At 65.6% G+C, this 19,505-nt stretch carries 18 protein-coding genes; 6 read left to right on the top strand and 12 right to left on the bottom strand.

Going from position 1 to position 19,505, the window contains the following annotated elements; translation table 11 throughout:
* Positions 1-22 precede the first annotated feature (22 nt).
* Positions 23-925: a DMT family transporter gene (locus TGR7_RS05565; protein WP_012637681.1), complete on the bottom strand. Its 903-nt coding sequence runs from the start codon at positions 923-925 to the stop codon at positions 23-25.
* A gap of 240 nt (positions 926-1,165) precedes the next feature.
* Positions 1,166-2,605: a phospholipase D family protein gene (locus TGR7_RS05570; RefSeq protein ID WP_012637682.1), complete on the bottom strand. Its 1,440-nt coding sequence runs from the start codon at positions 2,603-2,605 to the stop codon at positions 1,166-1,168.
* A gap of 223 nt (positions 2,606-2,828) precedes the next feature.
* Between TGR7_RS05570 and TGR7_RS05575 the strand changes: the two genes are divergently transcribed.
* Positions 2,829-3,557: an FKBP-type peptidyl-prolyl cis-trans isomerase gene (locus TGR7_RS05575; protein WP_041442594.1), complete on the top strand. Its 729-nt coding sequence runs from the start codon at positions 2,829-2,831 to the stop codon at positions 3,555-3,557.
* A gap of 55 nt (positions 3,558-3,612) precedes the next feature.
* Here the strand turns inward: TGR7_RS05575 and TGR7_RS05580 are convergent, their stop codons facing one another.
* Genes TGR7_RS05580 through TGR7_RS05595 form a run of 4 tightly spaced genes read right to left on the bottom strand, consistent with a single transcriptional unit; the run spans position 3,613 to position 8,029 of the window.
* Positions 3,613-5,319: a GGDEF domain-containing response regulator gene (locus TGR7_RS05580; protein ID WP_012637684.1), complete on the bottom strand. Its 1,707-nt coding sequence runs from the start codon at positions 5,317-5,319 to the stop codon at positions 3,613-3,615.
* 3 nt (positions 5,320-5,322) lie between these two features.
* Positions 5,323-5,772, bottom strand: a complete 450-nt coding sequence (locus TGR7_RS05585; protein ID WP_012637685.1) for a response regulator — start codon at positions 5,770-5,772, stop codon at positions 5,323-5,325.
* Complete coding sequence (locus TGR7_RS17745) at positions 5,766-7,256, bottom strand: sensor histidine kinase (RefSeq protein ID WP_012637686.1); 1,491 nt, start codon at positions 7,254-7,256, stop codon at positions 5,766-5,768. The genes TGR7_RS05585 and TGR7_RS17745 overlap by 7 nt, the downstream gene beginning before the upstream one ends.
* On the bottom strand, positions 7,235-8,029 hold the full coding sequence (locus tag TGR7_RS05595; protein ID WP_187148419.1) for a phosphate/phosphite/phosphonate ABC transporter substrate-binding protein: 795 nt from the start codon (positions 8,027-8,029) through the stop codon (positions 7,235-7,237). Before TGR7_RS05595 ends, TGR7_RS17745 begins: the two co-directional genes overlap by 22 nt.
* A gap of 289 nt (positions 8,030-8,318) precedes the next feature.
* Here TGR7_RS05595 and TGR7_RS05600 point away from each other — a divergent pair, with 289 nt between their 5' ends.
* The 3 genes from TGR7_RS05600 to TGR7_RS05610 all read left to right on the top strand — a co-directional run bounded on the left by TGR7_RS05600 (position 8,319) and on the right by TGR7_RS05610 (position 11,540).
* Entirely contained in the window at positions 8,319-9,017 is a 699-nt protein-coding gene (locus TGR7_RS05600) for a hypothetical protein (RefSeq protein ID WP_012637688.1), read from the top strand.
* Between the two features lie 163 nt (positions 9,018-9,180).
* Positions 9,181-10,479: a YjgN family protein gene (locus TGR7_RS05605; RefSeq protein ID WP_012637689.1), complete on the top strand. Its 1,299-nt coding sequence runs from the start codon at positions 9,181-9,183 to the stop codon at positions 10,477-10,479.
* On the top strand, positions 10,476-11,540 hold the full coding sequence (locus TGR7_RS05610; protein ID WP_012637690.1) for a M48 family metallopeptidase: 1,065 nt from the start codon (positions 10,476-10,478) through the stop codon (positions 11,538-11,540). Before TGR7_RS05605 ends, TGR7_RS05610 begins: the two co-directional genes overlap by 4 nt.
* An 8-nt stretch (positions 11,541-11,548) precedes the next feature.
* Here the strand turns inward: TGR7_RS05610 and TGR7_RS05615 are convergent, their stop codons facing one another.
* The gene (locus TGR7_RS05615) at positions 11,549-12,019 is read right to left on the bottom strand and encodes an aminoacyl-tRNA deacylase (protein WP_012637691.1); all 471 of its coding nucleotides are present in this window, start codon (positions 12,017-12,019) and stop codon (positions 11,549-11,551) included.
* Between the two features lie 925 nt (positions 12,020-12,944).
* Positions 12,945-13,406: an RT0821/Lpp0805 family surface protein gene (locus TGR7_RS05620; RefSeq protein WP_012637692.1), complete on the bottom strand. Its 462-nt coding sequence runs from the start codon at positions 13,404-13,406 to the stop codon at positions 12,945-12,947.
* Between the two features lie 126 nt (positions 13,407-13,532).
* Here TGR7_RS05620 and TGR7_RS05625 point away from each other — a divergent pair, with 126 nt between their 5' ends.
* The gene (locus TGR7_RS05625) at positions 13,533-14,291 is read left to right on the top strand and encodes a glycerophosphodiester phosphodiesterase family protein (protein WP_012637693.1); all 759 of its coding nucleotides are present in this window, start codon (positions 13,533-13,535) and stop codon (positions 14,289-14,291) included.
* Positions 14,292-14,400: 109 nt separating this feature from the next.
* Here TGR7_RS05625 and TGR7_RS05630 read toward each other — a convergent pair whose 3' ends face one another.
* From TGR7_RS05630 to TGR7_RS05645, 4 genes are all read right to left on the bottom strand, one after another.
* Positions 14,401-15,348, bottom strand: a complete 948-nt coding sequence (locus TGR7_RS05630) for a PDC sensor domain-containing protein (protein WP_012637694.1) — start codon at positions 15,346-15,348, stop codon at positions 14,401-14,403.
* Positions 15,349-15,370: 22 nt separating this feature from the next.
* Positions 15,371-17,095, bottom strand: coding sequence for a proline--tRNA ligase (locus tag TGR7_RS05635; RefSeq protein ID WP_012637695.1), 1,725 nt, complete (start codon positions 17,093-17,095; stop codon positions 15,371-15,373).
* Between the two features lie 162 nt (positions 17,096-17,257).
* The gene (locus TGR7_RS05640; protein WP_012637696.1) at positions 17,258-17,602 is read right to left on the bottom strand and encodes a phenylpyruvate tautomerase MIF-related protein; all 345 of its coding nucleotides are present in this window, start codon (positions 17,600-17,602) and stop codon (positions 17,258-17,260) included.
* A 19-nt stretch (positions 17,603-17,621) separates the two neighbouring features.
* The gene (locus TGR7_RS05645; protein ID WP_012637697.1) at positions 17,622-18,095 is read right to left on the bottom strand and encodes a DUF4124 domain-containing protein; all 474 of its coding nucleotides are present in this window, start codon (positions 18,093-18,095) and stop codon (positions 17,622-17,624) included.
* Between the two features lie 239 nt (positions 18,096-18,334).
* Here TGR7_RS05645 and TGR7_RS05650 point away from each other — a divergent pair, with 239 nt between their 5' ends.
* Positions 18,335-19,399 (top strand): efflux RND transporter periplasmic adaptor subunit, encoded by a 1,065-nt coding sequence (locus TGR7_RS05650; RefSeq protein WP_012637698.1) that lies wholly within the window; start codon positions 18,335-18,337, stop codon positions 19,397-19,399.
* The last annotated feature ends 106 nt before the right edge of the window (positions 19,400-19,505 follow it).

Genomic DNA, 19,505 nt, shown 5'->3' on the forward strand with positions numbered 1-19,505 from the left:
GGGAGCCCCGTGCCCGACCGCGTCACAGCACGCCCTTGTCCGCCACGTCCCGGCGCCTCCTGCCCAGGAGCCGGTCGCCGAACTCGAACAGCGCCAGTCCCGCGAGGATCAGTGCCGCACCCGCCAGGATGCGCGGGTCGAGGGGCTCGCCGTTCAACACGTGGCCCAGGACCAGCGCCGCCACCGGCGTGACCAGCGTGATCAGGGCCACCCGGGTGGCGTCCACCCGTCCCAGCACGTAGTAGAACAGCGAGAAGCCGATCACCGAGCCGATCACGCCCAGGTAGAGGATCGAGCCCAGGGCGCGCTGCGGCAGATCCACCGGCCAAGCGCCGTCGAACAGTCCCCAGGTGATCAGGAACAGGGGCGTGGAGACGGCCAGGCCGCCGGCCACCACCGACAGGGGATGGAGCCCCGAGCCCAGGCGCTTGGTCCAGATGGCGCTGACCGAGTGGATCAGGGTGGCGAGCGCCACTGCGCCGATGCCCAGCACCGCCCGCTCGTCCAGGGCGGCCCCGCCGCCGAAGATCACCCCGAGCCCGGCCACGCCGATCAGTGCGCCGCTCAGACGCAGGCGGGTCAAGCCCTGGCCCGGCAACCACAGCAGGGCGAGTGCCCCGGTGGCGATGGGCGTGAGCCCGAACACCACGGAGATCCAGCCCGAGGGGATCTGCTGGGCCGCCCAGTAGGTGAACAGCATGGCCCCGTAGATCCCGAGCCCCACCACCCCATAGGTGGCCAGGGCCTCCCGTCGCCAGACCCCAAGCCCCATCAGTCGCGCAAAGCCCAGCGCCAGGACCGTGCCGATGGCCATGCGCGCGGCCACGCCGAACAGGAAGCCGGGGCCGTCGCCGCTCCACTGGATGGCAAGCGGGGTGGTGGCCCAGATGAGGATCACGCCCAGATAGGCGGCCGGGACGGACATGGTGGTTTTTCGCCTCCTCGTGGTGGTGGGACAAACAAAAAAAGGGGCCGCAGGTGGTTGCCTGCGGCCCCTTCGGATGGGGTGAGATGAACGGCTTGTATGTCCGGGTCAGTTCACTCCACAGGGCGCGCGCAGGCAGGCCTGGCGATGCAGCCAGGCAGGTACGCGTCGAGCCATGAGGAAGGTGTCGTACATGGGGCCAGTGTCATCCGATGTCTGGATGCAGTCAAGCGATCTGACTCAGAACGTCGACCAGCCGCTCGCCTCCATGAAGCGGTAGCGCCAGTAGCGTAGCCGCGAGGGGTCGGCATAGCGTTCGTAGGACACGGAGAAATGGCGCTCGGGTTCGTTGTGCCAGTAGCGCTCGAACCAGGCGGCGGCGTCGCGGATCACCTGCGAATCATGGTCGGCCAGCAGGCGCACGCTGGTCTCCAGGTTGTAGTCGTCCAGGTTGCGGCGGGTGAAGTTGGCGGAGCCCAGGATCAGCTCCGCCTCGCCGCTGGCCCGGGTGAGCAGCAGGTACTTGCCGTGGCACTGTTCGCCGTGGGTGTCGCACCAGCGGATGGGCACGCCGGCGGCATGGAGTTCCAGGGCCACCTGGCGGTTGGGGATGCCGCTTTTCTTGCGCCCGAAGGCATCCTCGTTGGGGTCCAGCAACAGGCGCAGTTCGACGCCCCGGCGCTGCGCGTCACGGATGGCGTTCACCACGCCCCGGTGAGAGAGGTAGAACACGGCGATGCGCAGTTCATCCCCCGGAGCCGCCGATTCGATGCTCGAGATCAGGGCGTCCCGCACCGCGCCTTCGGTGAGCACCTGTACACGTTCGCCGTCACTCGATCCGCCTGAGTCGGGGGGACGAGGTGTATCTGGAAAGTCGTGTCCAGAGAAGCGCGCCACTGCCCGTTCCGTCTCCAGCAGGTCCAGGGCCGCCATACCGGAAAAGCGCAGGGCCACGTTGTCGTGGGCGCTGCTGGCGTCGTGGGGGTTTCCGGAGGTCACCAGACCCACCCAGGAATCGCCCTGGTCCACCACCAGTGTCTTGCGATGGTTGGCATTGAAGTTGAGCAGGGTGAGATAGGTGCGCAGTCCCACCTTCTCGGGGCCCACGGGGCTCGGCAGCCAGCCGCCATCCGGGGAGTTGCCGAACCAGCGGCAGCACAGGCGCCACAGGGCCGACCAGCTGGGGTTGGAGTCCCGCAGCCGGGACAGGTCCGTGATGATCACCTCCACGCCGGCCTCCCTCAGGCGATCCAGGTGTTCGGCCTCGACGCCGTTGTAGAGGGTGTTGAAGGGATCGGTGATCAGCACCGCCTGGAGTCCAGGGACCTCGCGGCGCCGGGCCAGCAGCGCCTCGGTCACCTCGCCGGACAGGCGCCGTGGCGCGCCGGCCGCGTCCCCGGCGAACTCGTTGATCAGGAACATGTCCAACACCACCAGCCGCCGCGCCTGGGCGATCAGGCCCAGGATCTCGTCGAAGATGGCCTGTTCGCTGTGCCGTTCGCCCCGGGCATCGAGAAAGGTGTAGTCGGCCAGGAAGCGGACTTCCCCGCTGGTACGCAGAGGCGTGGCGACACTCACACCCTCGGGCAGGGGCTTGAGGCTGTGGTAGAGGCCCGTGGCCAGGTAGACCAGCAGCAGGATGGCGAGCAGGAGGTACCAACGGTATCCGGGGCGTGTCATGTGCGCCAGTATAGCCAAGCCCGGGTGCCGGTCATCCACGGGCTCGGGGGTCGCCTATCCATCAGGATTGCACGCCGGTCGTGGCGCACAGTCCTCCGGGATCGGCTGTGATAGGCTTTCTTCGTTTGACCGAGTAGAAGCCCCGTAATATGCCGGGTGCCAAGATCAATTTCCGGAGGTTCGTTTCGTGAAGAAGTCGGTATGGGTTGTTGCGTTCCTGTTCATGCTCATCCAGTCCGCCGCCTGGGCGGCTGAACTGGGTATCAAGGATCTGAAGGTGGGCGAGGGCGCCGAGGCCTCCCGCCACGACACCGTACAGGTGCACTACACCGGCTGGCTCATGGACGGCACCCAGTTCGACTCCAGCGTGGAGCGCGGCACGCCCTTCACCCTGGTGCTCGGCATGGGCCAGGTGATCCCCGGCTGGGAGATGGGCCTGGAAGGCATGCGCGTGGGCGGCAAGCGTGAACTGGTCATCCCGCCGCAGCTGGCCTATGGCCCCCGCGGCGCCGGCGGCGTGATCCCGCCCAACGCCACCCTGCGTTTCGAGGTGGAGATGCTGGCGGTGCAGCCACCGCCGTTCGCCAACGTCGGCAATGGTGAACTGATCAAGTTGATCGAGTCCGGCGTGAAGGTGATCGACATCCGCCGTCCCGACGAGTGGCGCGAGACCGGCGTGGTGGAGGGCAGCTACCTGCTCACCGCCTTCGACGAGCGCGGCAACCTGGTGCGCGATTTCCCCTCCGAGCTGGACCGCCTGGTGAAGAAGGATGAGCCCGTCGTGATCATCTGCCGCACCGGCAGCCGCACCGGCTACCTGGCCCGGGCCATGGTGGAACAGGCCGGCTATGAGCAGGTCTACAACGTCACCGACGGCATCACCCGCTGGATCGCCGATGGCCAGCCGGTGAAGAAGAACTGCCCGAGCACCCAGTTCGGGGCACAGTGCTGATATCAGCTGTCGGCGCCGTACGTGCCAACGTACGGCGCCGGACCTTTCCCCGGTATCAGCCAGGCGGCATGCTTTGTGCGGCGTCCAGCGGGATCGGCCGCTGGATGCCGTAACCCTGGGCGAAATCGACGCCCACCTCTACCAGGCGCTCTCTGATCGCCTGCGTCTCCACGAATTCCGCGATGGTCTTCAGCCCTGCGACATGTCCGATTCGGTTGATGGCGTCGACGATGGCCAGGTTCATCGCGTCCTCGTCCATGTCCCGGATGAAGCTGCCATCGATCTTGATGAAGTCGGCGGGGATAGTCCTCAGGTAGGAGAATGAACTCATGCCGGTGCCGAAGTCATCCAGGGCAATCCGGCAACCGAGTTGCCTGACTTGCTCGATGAATTTCAGGGCGCTACCCAGGTTGGTGATGGCGGCGGTTTCTGTGATCTCGAACCCGACCATGGAAGGGGGCAGGTCATGTTCCTGCAGCGCATGGCTGACATGGGCGTAGAAGGATTCATCGCTGATCGTTGCGGCGGAGAGGTTGAAGAAAAACATCTCGCTGTTCAGCGGTGCACCCTGGCGTCGGCAGCGGGCGAGCCAGTGAAATGCGTTGCACAGGACCCAGCGGTCCAGGGCCGGCATGAGGTTGTAGCGCTCTGCCGCGGGTATGAAGGCACCCGGCGGTATGAGTTCTCCCCGCTCGTCGAGCATGCGCAGCAGGATCTCGCAGTGGGATGAGCCGTGTGGTCCGAGTGGCGTGATGCACTGGCGATACAGCCTGAAACGGTTCTCCTCCAGTGCCTGGTTCAGACGCCCCACCCACTGCATCTCGTTGTGGCGTTGCAGCAGTTCCTGATCGTCAGCGCGATAGATATGGACCCGGCCGCGGCCCCTGTCCTTGGCGGCATAACAGGCCATGTCGGCCATGCGCAGTACGTCGGACGCGCGCAGGTTCGCATCATCGAGCATGACCAGGCCGATGCTGGCGCCGATGAGGAAGCTCTTGTCCCGCCACACGTAGCGGAAATCACGCACCAGGTCCACGATCCGACCGGCAACCTGCTGCGCCTCATCGAGTCTGCAGCCGCTGAGCAGCACGCCGAACTCGTCTCCGCCCAGGCGTGCCAGGGTGTCGCTGTCACGTATCGGTGTCCTGAGCAGTACGGACAGCTGGCGCAGCATGCCGTCGCCGGCCTCGTGGCCACAGGTGTCGTTGATGATCTTGAACTGATCCAGGTCCACGTACAGCAGCGCGTGTTGTTCACGTTCGCTGGCCGTGCGCAGCGCCTGGTGAAGGCGTGCCTCGAATTCCCTGCGGTTGACGAGACCGGTGAGCGGGTCATGATAGGCCAGGTGTTCGATGGTCTGTTGTGCCCGGCGATGGGCTTCCCGGTTCCTGGTCTCACGCAATTCCCGCTTGATGGCCGGACTCAGCCGGGCCAGGTTGTGCTTCATGATGTAATCGTTGGCGCCATCCTTCATGGCGGCCACGGCGATGTCTTCGCCGATGCTGCCCGAGACGATGATCACCGGCAGATCCAGGCCCGTGTCCTTGATGATCGCGATCGCCTCTGCGGAACCGAAACCAGGCATGTTGTGGTCGGTGATGACAATGTCCCAGCTTTTCTCCCGCAGTGCCTCCCTCAGGGCGGGGGCGCTGTCGACACGTACATGTCCCGGTCGGATGCCGTCCTTTCGCAGCTCACGCAGGAGCAGCTCGGCGTCGTCCTCGGAGTCCTCGATCAGGAGAATGCGCAGATCACTGCTCATGGCTCATGCCCGGGCGGGAGGTGGGACGTTGAGGACCAGCCAGTAGAGATTGAGCTGTCGAATGGCCTCCATGAACTGCTCGAAATCCACCGGCTTGCGGATGTAGCTGTTGGCGCCGAGTTCATAGCTGGACACGATGTCACGTTCCTCGCTGGACGTCGTCAGGATCACCACGGGTTGCAGTCGGGTGCGCGGGTCAGAACGGATTCTGCGCAGGACCTCGATGCCGTCGAGCTTGGGCAGGTTGAGGTCCAGCAGCACCAGTTGCGGGGCATCCAACAGGTTGCGACCTGCGTACTCGCCTGTGCCGAACAGGTAGTCCAGTGCCTCGGCTCCGTCACGCGCCACCACGACTTCATTCAGGATGCGGTTCTTCTGCAGGGCCCGCAATGTCAGCAACTCGTCGTCCGGGTTGTCTTCCACGAGGAGGATGCTACGGCTGCGTTCTAGCATGAGGGGCTCTCATCTGTTCGGTTATGGGGTTCATGGGTGGTACCGCCGGGGAGATCAGTGCGATGCGTGGCGGGCAGGGAGAAACAGAAGCGTGCACCCGCACCGGGACTTCCCTGTGCCCAGATCCGACCGCCATGGCGGTGGATGATGCGCTGGACCGTGGCCAGGCCGATGCCGCTGCCCTCGAATTCATCGCGATGGTGAAGTCTCTGGAAGGGACTGAAAAGCTTACCGGCGTGTGCCATGTTGAAGCCCGTTCCGTTATCGCTGACGCAGAACACGGGCTCATGGGCAGAGTCGCCGGGCTCTCGGCAGAAATCGATGCGGGCATCGGCAGTCCTGGCCGTGAACTTCCAGGCGTTGCCGAGCAGGTTCTGCATGACGGCGCGCATCAGGCCGGGATCACCCTGAACCCGCATGTCCGGTTCTATGGCAATGCGCACCGATCGTTGCGGGTCTGTCTCCCGAAGCTGTTGGATGATCTCCTCGGCGAGCTGGCCCAGATCCACCTCTTGCAGTTCCAGAGGGGCCTGGTTGACCTTGGACAGCCTCAGCAGGTCGTCGATCAGTTGTCCCATGCGCTGGCTCGCCTTGCGCACCCGGTTGAGATAATCCTTGCCGGTGGCGTCCAGTCGGTCGCTGTAGTCTTCCAGCACGGCCTGGCTGAAACCGTCGATACCCCGCAGCGGGGCCCTCAGGTCGTGGGACACCGAGTAGGCAAAGGACTCCAGTTCCCGGTTGGCGGCCTCCAGGGCGGCGGTACGTTGTGCGACCCGCTCTTCCAGGTGTGCGTTGGCGCGTTGCAGTGCGTTGCGCTCGGTCTGCACGCGATCCGCCATCACGTCGAATGCCTGGCCCAGGCCAGAGACCTCGTCTTTACCCTTGAGCCCGGTACGGACGCCCAGGTCGCCCTGGGCCATGGACATGGCAGCCTGTGTCAGGCGGTTCAGACGCAGGGTCAGGAGATATCCGAAGAACAGGCCGAAGAACGCGATCACCACCATGCCTGTCGCGGCAATGAGGATGCCGATGGTGCGGGCCTGGCGCTCGGCCTTGATGATCCGAAGGCTGGAAAACTGGATCGCCAGGGTGCCCAGGTGCTCGGCGGCGTTGTGGATTTCGTAGACACGCCAGTAACTGTCGATGCCCGGCAGGTAGTCCGGGGCTGACTGTCCCACGTATTGCAGGTCGGTGCCCGCGACCACGCGGCGACTGCTATCCAGCAGGAGGATGCGCAGCAGGTGCGGGTCACTGCGCATGCGTTCCATGTAGGGCTGCAGTTGGGAGTATTCCTCGGTCAGCAGTGCCGGGCGGCTCAGCTGGGCAAGCATGCCCGATGCCACCTCCTCCAGTTCCTCGACCTGCTCCCGGGCGGAATTGGACAGCATGCCCAGCACGATCCACAGCACGGTGGTCATCATGATCACTTCCAGGAGGAAGATGGTCGCAGCGATCCGGTATCTCAGGGAGTGGAGGGCAACCACGGTTCCTCCAGCGTGGTTACGAAACGCCGGACCTCGTCATAGTCGTGATCGAGGGCCGGGACGAAGGCCGCGGTGTTGATGCGCTCCAGGATCTGTCTTCCGTGTTCGGTGGTATTGAGTCCCACCAGCGCCTCCAGAAGCGCTGCGCGGTCAGTTTCGGGCACCCGTGGGTGTACGACGAACACCAGGCTGGGCAGGGAGATGGTCTCGAGCAGGGTGCGCAACTTGACGCTATGTCGCAGCTCAAAGCTGCGAGCACCCAGAGGACCGGTGACGCAGGCATCGGCCGCGCCGATAAGTACCTGCTGCAGACAGGAGTCGGCGGTGTTGAATTCGCGGAAACTCAGGTCCCTGTCGGGCACGAGGCCCCGCTCACGCAGGGCCTGCCGAGCCAGGTGCACGGCGGGTACATGGGTGGGTGGAGAGGCGATGAGCCCGCCCCTGAGTTCCTCCAACTGGCGCAGGGGGCTGGAGTCCAGGGTCACGACCACGGAGCGGAAGGGTTCACGAACGCGCGCCAGGGGCAGGTAACCGAACTCGTCTGCGGCGGGCACGTAGTAAAGGGGCTGTATCAGGGCGATGTCATAGTCGCCATCGCGCAGGTTCTCGAAGAAACGTGCGAAGGTCGACGCAGTTCGGAATCGGACCGGCTGCCCGGTGGCGGAGGAGAGTTCTGCGGCGACGGGGGCATAGATCTCTTCGAGCCGGGTGGGCGAGAAATACGGGAACACCCCCATCCGGTAGCCCTCCTCACTGGCACCGGCCCGTGGCATCCCTGCGGTCACCAACAGCAGAAAAAAGAGTGCGATCAGCCCTATAGCGGGCTTCATTGGTGACCACGGCATTGGGTTTGGTGTGCGCACTCCGTCCTGCCCCCCCATTATTATGTCTTCCCATTACCCGAAGTGTAGTCCGGGTGTCTGTGATTACATCACCTTCCGCGCCCCGTAATGTCCTGAAATACTGCATGGGATTTCGGTCCGGTCATGCCCCGTTCAGCTTGTCCCTTTTAACCTGACCATGAAGCGTCGAGCTGGTTCGGCGCAGTTCGGAGGAAGGCACATGAACAGGGGCTGGAGGCTGGGTCTGGTGTTGCTGTTGTTGGTGCCGCTGCTGTCCGCCTGCGGTGAAGAAGTGGATCTCGCCTGCGGCTCGACGCCGCTGGGACTGGACGGCAGCTGGTTCGGCGCCATGGAGGACGACCAGGGCACGCTGTTCACGCTGGAATGGCGTATCTGCGGCGACCGCATCAGCGGCCAGTCGCTCTCGGGTATCGATTACGGGATCGGCGGCCACCTGGTCCGTGATGCGCCGGGGGTCTATGTGGCCTACCTGGATGACGGCAGCGAGGCCCGATTGCTCACGGCGCCCGGCCGAGACCACGGTCTGATGGTCAACGAGTTCTTCGATTTCTCGGTGTTGGAGAGGGGCGCGCGTTTCCTTCCCCGGCAGCGCTACTCCGACCTGGACGGCAGCTGGAACGGCCGACATGCCCGGCTCCTGCCCTCGGTGACCCTGGTGCAGTCCGCCTGGGCCTGGTGCGGTTCCGGTCTGTGTAGCCAGACCCGGGCAGACGGCGTCTCGGTGTTGATGGATTTCGATGAATTCGTTCCCGATTACGGACTCTACCGGGGGGATTACGAGTACGGCATCGCGGGGGCCCTGCTGAGTCCTGACCGGGAGGTGATGGCCACCTATACCTGCCCCGTGGGCTACCGTTCGCCTGCCGATTGCGGGTTTGCCCTCCACTGGCGTCCTTGAATCGGACCGACTCAATCCGGCGCCTGATCCCGACCGTTTATCCCGCGCCGTGGCACTGTCCATCCGGGCTCCGGTATAGTCGGAACGGGGGAGTCGGCTGACCGGTGCAACCGGCGACTGGACTCATGGAGATAAAAAAACCAGAAGGAAATGGGAGGCATTCATGTCGAGCGCCGATGTCACGCTGGAATTCCGGGGAGAATACCAGGACGGCCTGGACCCGCAGACGGTCCTCAAGCGCCTGGGTAATGTGTTCGGGCTGGGGCAGCCGGGCTTGAGCGAGGCCCTGAACCGTCCCGTCACGGTGCTGCGCGAGCAGCTGTCCGTGGAGGAGGCGGAACGCTATCGGGCGGCCCTGCAGGCCCTCGGCATCACCCTGCACGTGGTGCCCGCGGCAGCCGGTGTGACGGCCCCACCCGCCGCGCCAGCCGTCGTATCACAAGGACCCGACGACACCGCCACCCGCACCCGGGTCTGGAACCAGATGGCCCGCACCCTGCCGTTTCAGTTCAGCGGCCAGGGCGCCGAGTTCTTCCGCATCTGGATCGTCAACATCCTGCTGACCATCCTGACCCTGGGCATCTACTCCGCCTGGGCGAAGGTGCGCACCCATCGCTACTTCTACGGCAACACGGAAGTGGACGGCAGCCGCTTCGAGTACCTGGCCAGCCCCATCAGCATCCTCAAGGGTCGCCTGATCGCCATGGCGGCCCTCTTGCTGTGGGTGTTCTCCGACATCATCTCACCCTGGTTGAGCATCGCGCTGGTGCTCATCTTCATCTCCTTGCTGCCCTGGGTGATCATGCAATCCATGGCGTTTCGCAATCACAACAGCGCCTACCGCAACCTGCGCTTCACCTTCCGGGGCGGCTACGGCGGGGCGTTGAAGGCCTTCATCCTCTGGCCGCTACTGGGTGTCCTGACCCTGGGCATCATGATGCCCTATGCCATCTACAGGCAGCAGCGCTACCTGATCGAGCACAGCGGCTTCGGCACCGCGACGTTTCGTTTTTCCGCCGGCGCCGGTGATTACTTCTGGGTTGCGTTCCTGGCCGTTGCCCTGCTCATGGGCGGCGTGACCGTAGCGTCGATCCTGGGCGTGGTGTTCGCGCCCCTGATGGTGCTGGGCATGATCGTGGTGTATCTGCTGGTGTTTGCCTTCTGGCAGGTGCGCACCGTGAACCTGCGTTTCAACCACAGCAGCCTGCCGGGGGTGCATTTCGAGTCCCGCTACGAAACCCGCTCCTACGCCTGGCTGGTGTTCACCAACCTGCTGGGCATGGCGCTGACCCTGGGGCTGTTCTATCCCTGGGCCCGGGTACGCACGGCACGCTATGCCGCCGAGCATATCGTCGTGGTCAGCGACACGGACATGCAGGCCTTCATCGCCGCCGAGCAGGGCAAGGTGGCCTCCACCGGCCAGGAGATGGGTGACTTCTTCAACGTGGATCTGGGCATTTGAGCACGATTCAGGGCCATTACTACGACGGGCGCACGGCGCGACGTCACGAGGCCAGCCTGGAGACGGCGGGCGGGCGGGTGCGGGTCAGCGTGGGGGGGGAGATTGTCCGTGACTCGGTCTCCCTGAACGACATCCAGATCAGTTCCCGTCTGGGCAATACCCCCCGCAGCCTGCGATTCGCGGACGGTGCCCTGTTCGAGACCCTGGACCACCTAGCCGTCGATCGCCTGTTGAAAGGATCGGATCGCGCAGCTTCCGGTCTGCTGCATCGCCTGGAGTCCAGTCTCAAGTACGTGGCCCTGGCCCTGGTGGTCACCGTGATCGCCGTCTGGGCCGGGGTGCGCTACGGCGTGCCGGCGCTGGCCCAGATGGCCGCTTACGCCATGCCCGTGGAGGTGAGCCGTTCCCTGGATCGCGGCACCCTGGAATTGCTGGATGCGCGCCTGTTGCGCCCCAGCACCCTGAGCGAATCCGAACAGGCCCGTCTGCAGCAGGTGTTTGCGCCCCTGGTGGACGAGGTGCCTGGGGAGTTTGCCGTGCGGGTGCTGTTCCGGGATGCGGGGCACAGCATCGGCCCCAATGCCCTGGCGCTGCCCTCGGGCACGGTGGTGTTCACCGATCAGCTGGTGCAACTCGCCGAGGAGGATGCCGAACTGCTGGCGGTGTTCGCCCACGAACTGGGGCACGTGGTGCACCGCCACGGCCTGCGCCAGACCCTGCAGGGTTCCATGCTGACCCTGGCCGCGGTGGTGGTGCTGGGGGATGTCTCGTCCCTGTCCTCGGTGATGGTGGGCCTGCCCGTACTGCTCACGGAGCTGGGTTATTCCCGGGCCTTCGAGCGGGAGGCGGACGACTACGCCCTGCGGGTCATGGCGCGCCACGGCATCGACAGCCGCCATTTCGCCGCCATCCTGTCACGCATGGAGCAGGGCGGGGGCTGCCCGGAGAACGACGATGATTGCGCACCCGCGGACGGTGGCCGCTGGGACGCCTATCTCTCCACCCATCCATCCACGCAGGAGCGCGTGCGGCGCATCGAGGCCATGTCTTCGCAACACTAGCCGCCGGCTCAGATGTGCGCGCTGAAATTCCCGTGGCGCGCGGGACCGAGCAGTCCCATGAAGGCGCTGCCACTCAGGCAGACCAGGGATTCATGGTCGCCGCCTTCGATGTAGACCTCGTCCTGGTCGTTCAGGCTGTCGTCCACCAGGGTTTCCAGGCCATAGGCGGAACCCAGTGCCGGCACGGCCCCCTGCGCGCAGTCCCCGAACAGGCGTTCCACTTCCGCTTCTGTCGCCAGTCCCACGTGTTCACCCAGGGTGTGATGCAGACGGCCCAGTTTCAGGCGTCGGGTGGCGGGCAGGGCGGCCAGGATGTACTGGCCGTTGTCTTCCAGTACTACCGCTTTGACCAGCTTGTCGCCCGGGATGTGGGCGGCTTCGGCGCTGCGGTTGGCGGAGGGGGTGGGGTCGTGGTGGATAACCTGGTAGGGGATGCCTTGGCTGTCCAGGTAGGTTTTGAGGGTTTGGGAGAGACTCATGGTGGGCCTCCTTGGGGGGTGTGTCCCCGGTGTGTGTTGATGCATTGGGGCTTCGATCCGGTGTCAGGTGGGTTTAGACGCCGCTGAAACCACTATCAACGGCAAAAGGCTTCCGATCCCCGTTGCACGGGGCTCGGGTTACTTTTCTTGCTTGTCCAAGAAAAGTAACCAAAAGAAGGACACCCCGATGCCGCACCCGCTTGTAGCGGGTGCCCTGCGTTGCTCGGCTTCGAGGGGGTCGCCTGACAGGCCTTTCTGTCTACGCAATCCTGCTTCGACAGAAAGTCCAGGGCGCACGTCCATGTGCGCCCGCTCGGCGGGGCGGAAGTTCTTCCGCCTGATCCGCCTCGCCCCTGGCCTGGCAGGCGACGCGCCGCATCCCTGCGACGCCCCTTCGGGCTTTTTCCCTCGAAGCCTGCGCTACTCGGTGCGGCATAAGGGGGAGGTAGGTCAACACCGCTTCGGTCTGCCTTGGGTTTTCCTTGTAGGAGCCCCGACCCCGGGGCGAATGGTGAGAAATTCGCCCCGGGGTCGGGGCTCCTACAAAAGAGCACAACCCCACCGAAGGTCAAAGGGTTGCTGCCTTTGACGTCCCCCCCGTTTTTCTCGCCGAGCACGGGGGTGTTCCGGGGTCAAAGCCCGCCAGGGGCGCCGCAGGGATGCGGCGCGTCGGCTGTCAGGCCAGGGAAGGCCTGTCAGCCGACCTCCCCGGAACACCCCCGCGCGCAGGGCACCCCGCAGGGGCGAGAAACCCGGGTGTCTTTTCTTTGGTTACTTTCTTTGGACAAGCAAAGAAAGTAACCCGAGCCGGCTGCAAGCCGGATCGGAAGCCTTTGACTTTGCGCTGTGTACTCCTAATAACACGCAATCGCAAAAGCACTACACCTATCCCAAAGTATAGAACCTCCCCCCAAAACCACCGCCCTCAACTGACCACCCGCCAACTGCCATCCGGCTGCCGGCAGGCCGTGCCATAGACCTTCTCCATGCGTCCACCGATGATGGCGTCGATGGTGTATTCACGGCAGGGACCAGCGGTGGATTCGTAGGTGCGGGTGGGCGTCACGCTGTACTGGTTGCCGGTGTCTGGATTGACCCACACGGAGGGCACTCCGGTGCGCACGGTTTCCAGGGTCTGGGCGGTCTTGAGCCGGTCCACCTGGTCCATGGACTGACCGATGGCGCCGCCGATGGCGGCACCCGCCAGGGTGCCTGCAATGATGGCGGCGGTGCGCCCGCTGCCGGCGCCCACCTGGGAACCGAGCACGCCGCCCAGCACGCCGCCGATGACCATGCCTGCCTGCTCCTGGGGGCCCTGGTAGGTGGCGCACCCGGCCAGGCCGACGCTGCCTGCCAGGAACATGGTGAACAGTGTCTTGCGTAACATGGCGGTTGCTCCTTTGATGATCAGGCCACGCGGCCGATTGCAGAATGTATAGTGCAAGGCCACGGATGCTGGTGTGATCCAGATCAGTGATCCTGCACAAACGAGACTGCAACAGAGGTGTCAGTCATGTCGCTGCCTGAGCTGATTGCCCACCGAGGCTATGCGGCACGCTTTCCGGAGAACACCCTGGTGGGTATCCAGGCGGCCGTGTCGGCCGGGGCGCGCTTCGTGGAGGTGGACGTGCAGCTGTCGGCGGACGGCGTGCCGGTGCTGTTTCATGACGCAGATCTGCTGCGCATCTGCGGCGTGCCGGGCGCGGTGCATGAATGGGATTTCGCGGCCCTGATGCGCCTGCGTGCCGCCGAGGCGGGACGCTTCGTTGATCGCTTCGCGGACAACCCGCTGACCTCCCTGGCACAGCTGGCGGAGCTGCTGGCACGCCATCCTGGCGTGACGGCGTTCGTCGAGGCAAAGACCGAGGCGGTGGGTCTTTTCGGCGAGCAGTCGGTGCTTGAGGCGATCTCCAGGACACTGGCCCCCGTGGCGGCGCAGTGTGTGCTGATCTCGTTTTCCCTGCCCTTGCTGCAAGGGGCCGTTGCCTATCAGGGCAGCGCGGGCTGGCATGACCTGGGTGGCGTGGTGGATCGCTGGGAGGACAGAAACGAATTTGCGGGGCTGGGTTTGGGCTGGTTGTTCTGCGACGTCAACGGCCTGCCTGGCGAGGGCCCGCTCGCCTTCGAGACGGCCCGGCTGGCGGTCTACGAGGTGGATGACGCGCGCCAGGCCCTGGACCTGGTGGCCCGGGGCGTGGCGGCGATCGAGACCTTTGCATTGCCCGAATTGCGCAAGGGCATTGTGCGTCTCGCCGGCCTGGCGGAGGAATGAACCGGATTGCGGCTGAGAGGTGTAGGTCGGGCTTCAGCCCGACAAGCGATGCTTCGTCAGGCACCGCTGTCGGGCTGAAGCCCGACCTACGATCGGCTCATTCAGGGCACTAGCCGGCGCTGCCGATCCAGAAGTCCATGGAACGATCCAGGAACTCCTTCCAGGTCATGTAGTGGGAACCGTCGCAGGAGAAGGTCAGGCTCACCATGCCGTTGAACAGGTTGATGGACGAGGAGCGCAGGTAGATGGTCTCGTCCGCGAAGCGCAGGGCCTTGAGGTTCGCGAGGATCTCGCCCATGGCATCGCCGGGGATCTGGGCGTCGGGCGGGTAGTCCCGGTGCGGGAAGGCCAGGCAGGTGTCCGGATTGCTCAGGGCCTCGTGGGTGAGGATGCGGTAGCGGTAGGGGTCGTCCAGGGTCCAGACCGTGGCCCGGCTGCTGGAGAAATGCAGCACCAGCTGGAACACGCCCCGTTCGGTGAACAGTTCCTCCAGGATGGAGAGTACCGCGTCCATGTCCCGGTCCATGAGGCTTTCCACACGGCTTTGCAGGAACAAGGTGCCGCGGATGGAGGGGTCACCCTTGATCTGGCGCCACTCGGTGGTCTCCTCGTAGAGGGGGGCGCTGTCCGGCAGGTTGCGCAGGTCGAAGTCGGCGCCCAGGAAGCCCAGGGCCTTGCCGTCTGAATCGCGCACCAGTTGCAGAGCGGTCAATGAGGGGCGGCGGCCCAGCAGGCTGATGTAGGCCTCGGAGAGCAGGAAGCCGTCGGCAGGCACCACCTGCTTCATATAGGGGCGGTGGGAGCGGTCGCGGCCGAAGTGCTCGGGCAGCAGGCCGCTGCGCGCCACGTTGTCGGTGAGCTGGATGCCCTCGGTGTTCAGCGCATACATGAACGTGGCCTCGGGGATCTGCGTCATGTTCTGCTGCAGCAGGGCGTCGAGGGCCTCGCGGTCGGGCCACACCGCAGGCATCTGCCTGGCGATGGCCTGCAGCGGGTCGTGCAGCAGGCTTTCCAGGCGCCGGCGCTGGGCCTCGATGGCCTGTTTGAGATTCTCCATGGGGCGTTCCCTGCCGTGCCGATCAGTGGGCGGCGTTCATGCGCTGGCGCAGGAAATCCAGCACGCCGTCCAGGGCCACCTGGGTGGTGTCCGTATCACGCCGGCCCTTGTACTCGATCTCGCCGGCGTCCAGGCCCCGTTCGCCCAGCACCAGGCGATGGGGAATGCCGATCAGCTCCATGTCCGCGAACATGGCGCCGGGTCGCAGACCGCGGTCGTCGTAGAACACCTCAAAGCCTGCATTCAGCAGCCGTTCGTACAGCGCATCGGCGGCCTCGCGCAGGCGCTGGGACTTCTGGGCGTTGATGGGGCACAGGGCCACGGTGAAGGGGGCCAGGGCCTCGGGCCAGATGATGCCCTGGGCGTCATGGTTCTGTTCGATGGCGGCGGCCACCACCCGGGAGACGCCGATGCCGTAGCAGCCCATGGTGACCACCAGGGAACGGCCCTGTTCGTCCAGCACCGTAGCGCCCATGGCCTCGCTGTACTTGCGCCCCAGCTGGAAGATGTGGCCCACCTCGATGCCGCGGCGGATCTGCAGGCTGCCCTGGCCGTCGGGGCTCGGATCGCCGGCCACCACGTTGCGCAGGTCGGCCACCGGGGGCAGGGCCAGGTCCCGCTCCCAGTTGATGCCGAAGTAGTGCTTGCCGTCGATGTTGGCGCCGGCGCCGAAGTCGCTCATCAGCGCCACCGCCCGGTCCACCACGCAGGGGATGGGCAGGTTCACGGGGCCCAGAGAGCCGGGGCCGGCACCGATGGCGGCGCGGATCTCTTCCTCCGTGGCCATGCGCAGGGGGCTCGCCACCTGGGGTAGCTTCTCCGCCTTGATGGCGTTGAGTTCGTGATCGCCGCGTACCAGCAGCGCGATCAGCGGCGCCTCGGCGCCCTCGGCGGCGGCCACCACCAGGGTCTTCACGGTCTTCTCGATGGCCAGACCGTGCTGTTCCACGAGATCGGCGATGGTGCGCGCGTTCGGGGTGTCCACCAGGCGCATGGCCTCGCCGGGCGCCGCGCGCTCGGTGGCGGGCGCCACCGCCTCGGCCAGTTCAACGTTGGCGGCGTAGTCGCTCACATCGGAGAAGGCGATGGCGTCCTCGCCGGAATCGGCCAGTACGTGGAATTCATGGGAGGCATTGCCGCCGATGGAGCCGGTGTCGGCCAGCACGGCGCGGAAGTCCAGTCCGCAACGGGTGAAGATGCGCGTGTAGGCCTCGTGCATGCGCGCGTAGGTCTCCTTCAGGCTGTCCTCGTCCACGTGGAAGGAGTAGGCGTCCTTCATGAGGAACTCGCGGGCGCGCATCACGCCGAAGCGGGGGCGGATCTCGTCGCGGAACTTGGTCTGGATCTGGTAGTAGTTCACCGGCAGCTGGCGGTAGCTCTTCACCTCCCGGCGCACGTAGTCGGTGATCACCTCCTCGTGGGTGGGGCCGAAGCAGAACTCGCGCATGTGCCGGTCCTTCAGGCGCAGCAGCTCGGGTCCGTACTGTTCCCAGCGCCCGGACTCCTGCCACAGCTCCGCGGGCTGCACCGCGGGCATGAGCAGTTCCAGGGCCCCGGCCCGGTCCATCTCATCGCGCACCAGGCCTTCCACCTTGCGCAGCACCCGCAGGCCGAGCGGCGTCCAGCTGTACAGACCCGAGGCCAGGCGCCGGATCATGCCGGCACGCAGCATCAGCTGGTGGCTGATCACTTCGGCGTCGGCGGGGGTTTCCTTGAGGGTGGCCAGGGGGAATCGGGTTGCGCGCATGGTTGTCGTTCTTGGTTTCTGGTGAATGGGATTAGGGAGCGAAAGATTTGTTTGCCACAGAGGTCACAGAGGGCACAGAGAACAAGCCAAGTGAGGAGTGAGGCGTCAGGCGAGAGGGATCTCCCACGCCTGACGCCTCACTCCTCACGTCTCACAGATTAATCAGAAGGTGCCGCCGTTCCAGCCCCATAGCTTACGGGGTGCGCTGGCGAATTCAATGTAGATGCGGTCGCGGGGGACCTTGAGTTCCTCCTCCACCAGGCGGCAGAGCAGGGCGGAGAGATCGCCGGTCTCGGATTCCGACAGGCCGATGCTCTTCATCTCCAGGTAGGCGAGCGGGGTGTCCTCGCCGGCGAACAGCATGTCGGGGTTGTGCTGGAATCGCACCATCACGTAGCGCTCCGGCTTGCCGAGCTGCTCGGCCAGGGCGCGGGAGGTGAGCTTGAGCAGGTGCGCGATGCTGGCGTCGTCGGCGCGCTGGTTGGTCTCGATGCTGAGCAGGGGCATGGGGGTTCCCGGGCAGGAATCAGTTGGCGTTGTCGCCGCAGAATTCGCGGATCTGTTCCCGGGTCTCCTCCAGCATACGCTGGCGCTCCTCTTCCTCCAGGACCCGGTACTGGTCGTTCTCGCGCACGGTCACGCGTCCGCCGCGCTCCGTGAGCGTGGCCAGGTTGCGACGGGCCTTTTCGCAGTTCTCCCGGCGGATGCGCTCGGATTCCGCCTGACGTTCCCGCTCCTCGGCGGCGCTGCGCTGCTGGGCGCGCGCCTCGTCGCTGCCCTGCAGGGCGCGATCCAGGCGTTCCTGGGCGGCACGGTCGGGGGGCGGGCTGGCCCGGCGCACCGGCTCGGCCTGGACGTTGGCGGGCGGGGTCTGGCCGTAGTGCACGCCCCCCTGTTCATCCACCCAGCGGTACATGCCCTGGGCATGGATGAGCGCCGGCATCAGCAGCATCAGCGTCAGAGACAGGAGTGCAAGGCGCATGGCGGGGCGGAAGATCATGGGGGACGGACTCCTTCTCGGCTAACTGGCTCAAGCTTATCAGATTTTCGCGGCCGACCGCTGCGGGCGGACCACCCTGCATTTTGTATACTCGGATGGGTCCCGGCGTCCATGAACCCGGTCCGGTTTCCTGCCAGGCGGTTGTTTGCAGGGTATGAAGACTATATATTAGAAAAATCTAATATTCAGGGTGCCGGTCTTCGGGCCGGTCGATCCGCAGCTACAGGAGTGAGAGGCCAATGAGCAAGCAGGGAAACCGGACCGTGTTCAGCACGGGCCTGATGGTGGTGGCAGGCTGGGGGCTGGGCGTCCTCGTCCAGGCGAGTGCGTCAGTGCCGTTCGAGACCCTCCGGGTGGAACAGCAGCTCACCGTGCAGGAGAAGGTGGTGGACGGGCGCATCGAGGCGGTGCAGCAGGCCACCATCACGGCCCAGACCTCCGGGCGCATCGTGGAGCTGCTCTACGACGTGGACGACTTCGTGGAGGCGGGTGCCGTCATCGCCCGTCTGCGTGACACCGAGCAGCGGGCGCGCCTGAACCAGGCCACGGCCTCCCTGCGCGAGGCCCAGGCCCGTTTCAACGAGGCGGAGACCGAGTTCGAGCGCATCCGGGGGATCTTCGAACGCCAGCTGGTGGCCCGCGCCGAGATGGACCGGGCCACCGCGTCCCTGGAGGCCGCCCGGGCCAGGCTGGAGGCGGCCCGGGCCGCCGTGGCGGAGGCCGAGGAGCAGGTGGAGTACACCCGCATCCGCGCCCCCTATGCGGGCATCGTCACTGAACGTTTCGTGGAGGTGGGCGAGAGCGTGAGTCCAGGCCAGCCGCTGATCGCCGGGATCTCGCTGGAATTCCTGCGGGTCACCGCCGAGGTGCCCCAGCGTCACATACAGACCGTGCGCGAGCTGGGCCGCGCCCGGGTGCTCCATGACGGAACCGCCGCCGTGGAGGCCGAGCAGCTGACCTTCTTCCCCTATGCCGATCCGGCCACCAACACCTTCCGGGTGCGGGTGCAGTTGCCGCCCGGCATCGAGGGCCTTTTCCCGGGCATGTTCGTCAAGGTGGCCTTCGCCGTGGGCGAGCGCGAGCGTCTGATGATCCCGGCCAGCGCGGTGGTCTACCGGGGCGAGATGGTGGGTGTCTACGTGGTGGACGAGGCCGGGCGCGTGAGCCTGCGCCAGGTGCGCGTGGGACGGGTGGACAATGACCAGATCGAGGTGCTGGCGGGACTGGAGCCCGGTGAACAGCTGGCCCTGGATCCGGTGCATGCGACCCTGCATCTGAAGCGCCAGCAGGAGGCGGCCCGATGAGCGACGAGAACATGGGCGTCTCGGGCCGCATCGCGAAAAAATTCCTCACCTCCGAGATCACGCCGCTGCTGGCCCTGGTGGGCCTGCTTCTGGGGATGTTCGCCAT

This window comes from Thioalkalivibrio sulfidiphilus HL-EbGr7 (genome assembly GCF_000021985.1).
GTDB classification, from domain to species: domain Bacteria; phylum Pseudomonadota; class Gammaproteobacteria; order Ectothiorhodospirales; family Ectothiorhodospiraceae; genus Thioalkalivibrio_A; species Thioalkalivibrio_A sulfidiphilus.

Excerpts from the sequence above, each read along its gene's own strand:
- TGR7_RS05650 (WP_012637698.1), top strand. The coding sequence starts at position 18,335 with ATGAGCAAGCAGGGAAACCGGACCGTGTTCAGCACGGGCCTGATGGTG.
- TGR7_RS05580 (WP_012637684.1), bottom strand. The coding sequence starts at position 5,319 with ATGAGCAGTGATCTGCGCATTCTCCTGATCGAGGACTCCGAGGACGAC.
- TGR7_RS05635 (WP_012637695.1), bottom strand. The coding sequence starts at position 17,095 with ATGCGCGCAACCCGATTCCCCCTGGCCACCCTCAAGGAAACCCCCGCC.
- TGR7_RS05575 (WP_041442594.1), top strand. The coding sequence starts at position 2,829 with ATGCTCATCCAGTCCGCCGCCTGGGCGGCTGAACTGGGTATCAAGGAT.
- TGR7_RS05605 (WP_012637689.1), top strand. The coding sequence starts at position 9,181 with ATGTCGAGCGCCGATGTCACGCTGGAATTCCGGGGAGAATACCAGGAC.
- TGR7_RS05585 (WP_012637685.1), bottom strand. The coding sequence starts at position 5,772 with ATGCTAGAACGCAGCCGTAGCATCCTCCTCGTGGAAGACAACCCGGAC.
- TGR7_RS05600 (WP_012637688.1), top strand. The coding sequence starts at position 8,319 with ATGAACAGGGGCTGGAGGCTGGGTCTGGTGTTGCTGTTGTTGGTGCCG.
- TGR7_RS05640 (WP_012637696.1), bottom strand. The coding sequence starts at position 17,602 with ATGCCCCTGCTCAGCATCGAGACCAACCAGCGCGCCGACGACGCCAGC.
- TGR7_RS05620 (WP_012637692.1), bottom strand. The coding sequence starts at position 13,406 with ATGTTACGCAAGACACTGTTCACCATGTTCCTGGCAGGCAGCGTCGGC.
- TGR7_RS05595 (WP_187148419.1), bottom strand. The coding sequence starts at position 8,029 with ATGCCACGGGCCGGTGCCAGTGAGGAGGGCTACCGGATGGGGGTGTTC.
- TGR7_RS05625 (WP_012637693.1), top strand. The coding sequence starts at position 13,533 with ATGTCGCTGCCTGAGCTGATTGCCCACCGAGGCTATGCGGCACGCTTT.
- TGR7_RS05570 (WP_012637682.1), bottom strand. The coding sequence starts at position 2,605 with ATGACACGCCCCGGATACCGTTGGTACCTCCTGCTCGCCATCCTGCTG.
- TGR7_RS05645 (WP_012637697.1), bottom strand. The coding sequence starts at position 18,095 with ATGATCTTCCGCCCCGCCATGCGCCTTGCACTCCTGTCTCTGACGCTG.
- TGR7_RS05615 (WP_012637691.1), bottom strand. The coding sequence starts at position 12,019 with ATGAGTCTCTCCCAAACCCTCAAAACCTACCTGGACAGCCAAGGCATC.
- TGR7_RS05565 (WP_012637681.1), bottom strand. The coding sequence starts at position 925 with ATGTCCGTCCCGGCCGCCTATCTGGGCGTGATCCTCATCTGGGCCACC.
- TGR7_RS05630 (WP_012637694.1), bottom strand. The coding sequence starts at position 15,348 with ATGGAGAATCTCAAACAGGCCATCGAGGCCCAGCGCCGGCGCCTGGAA.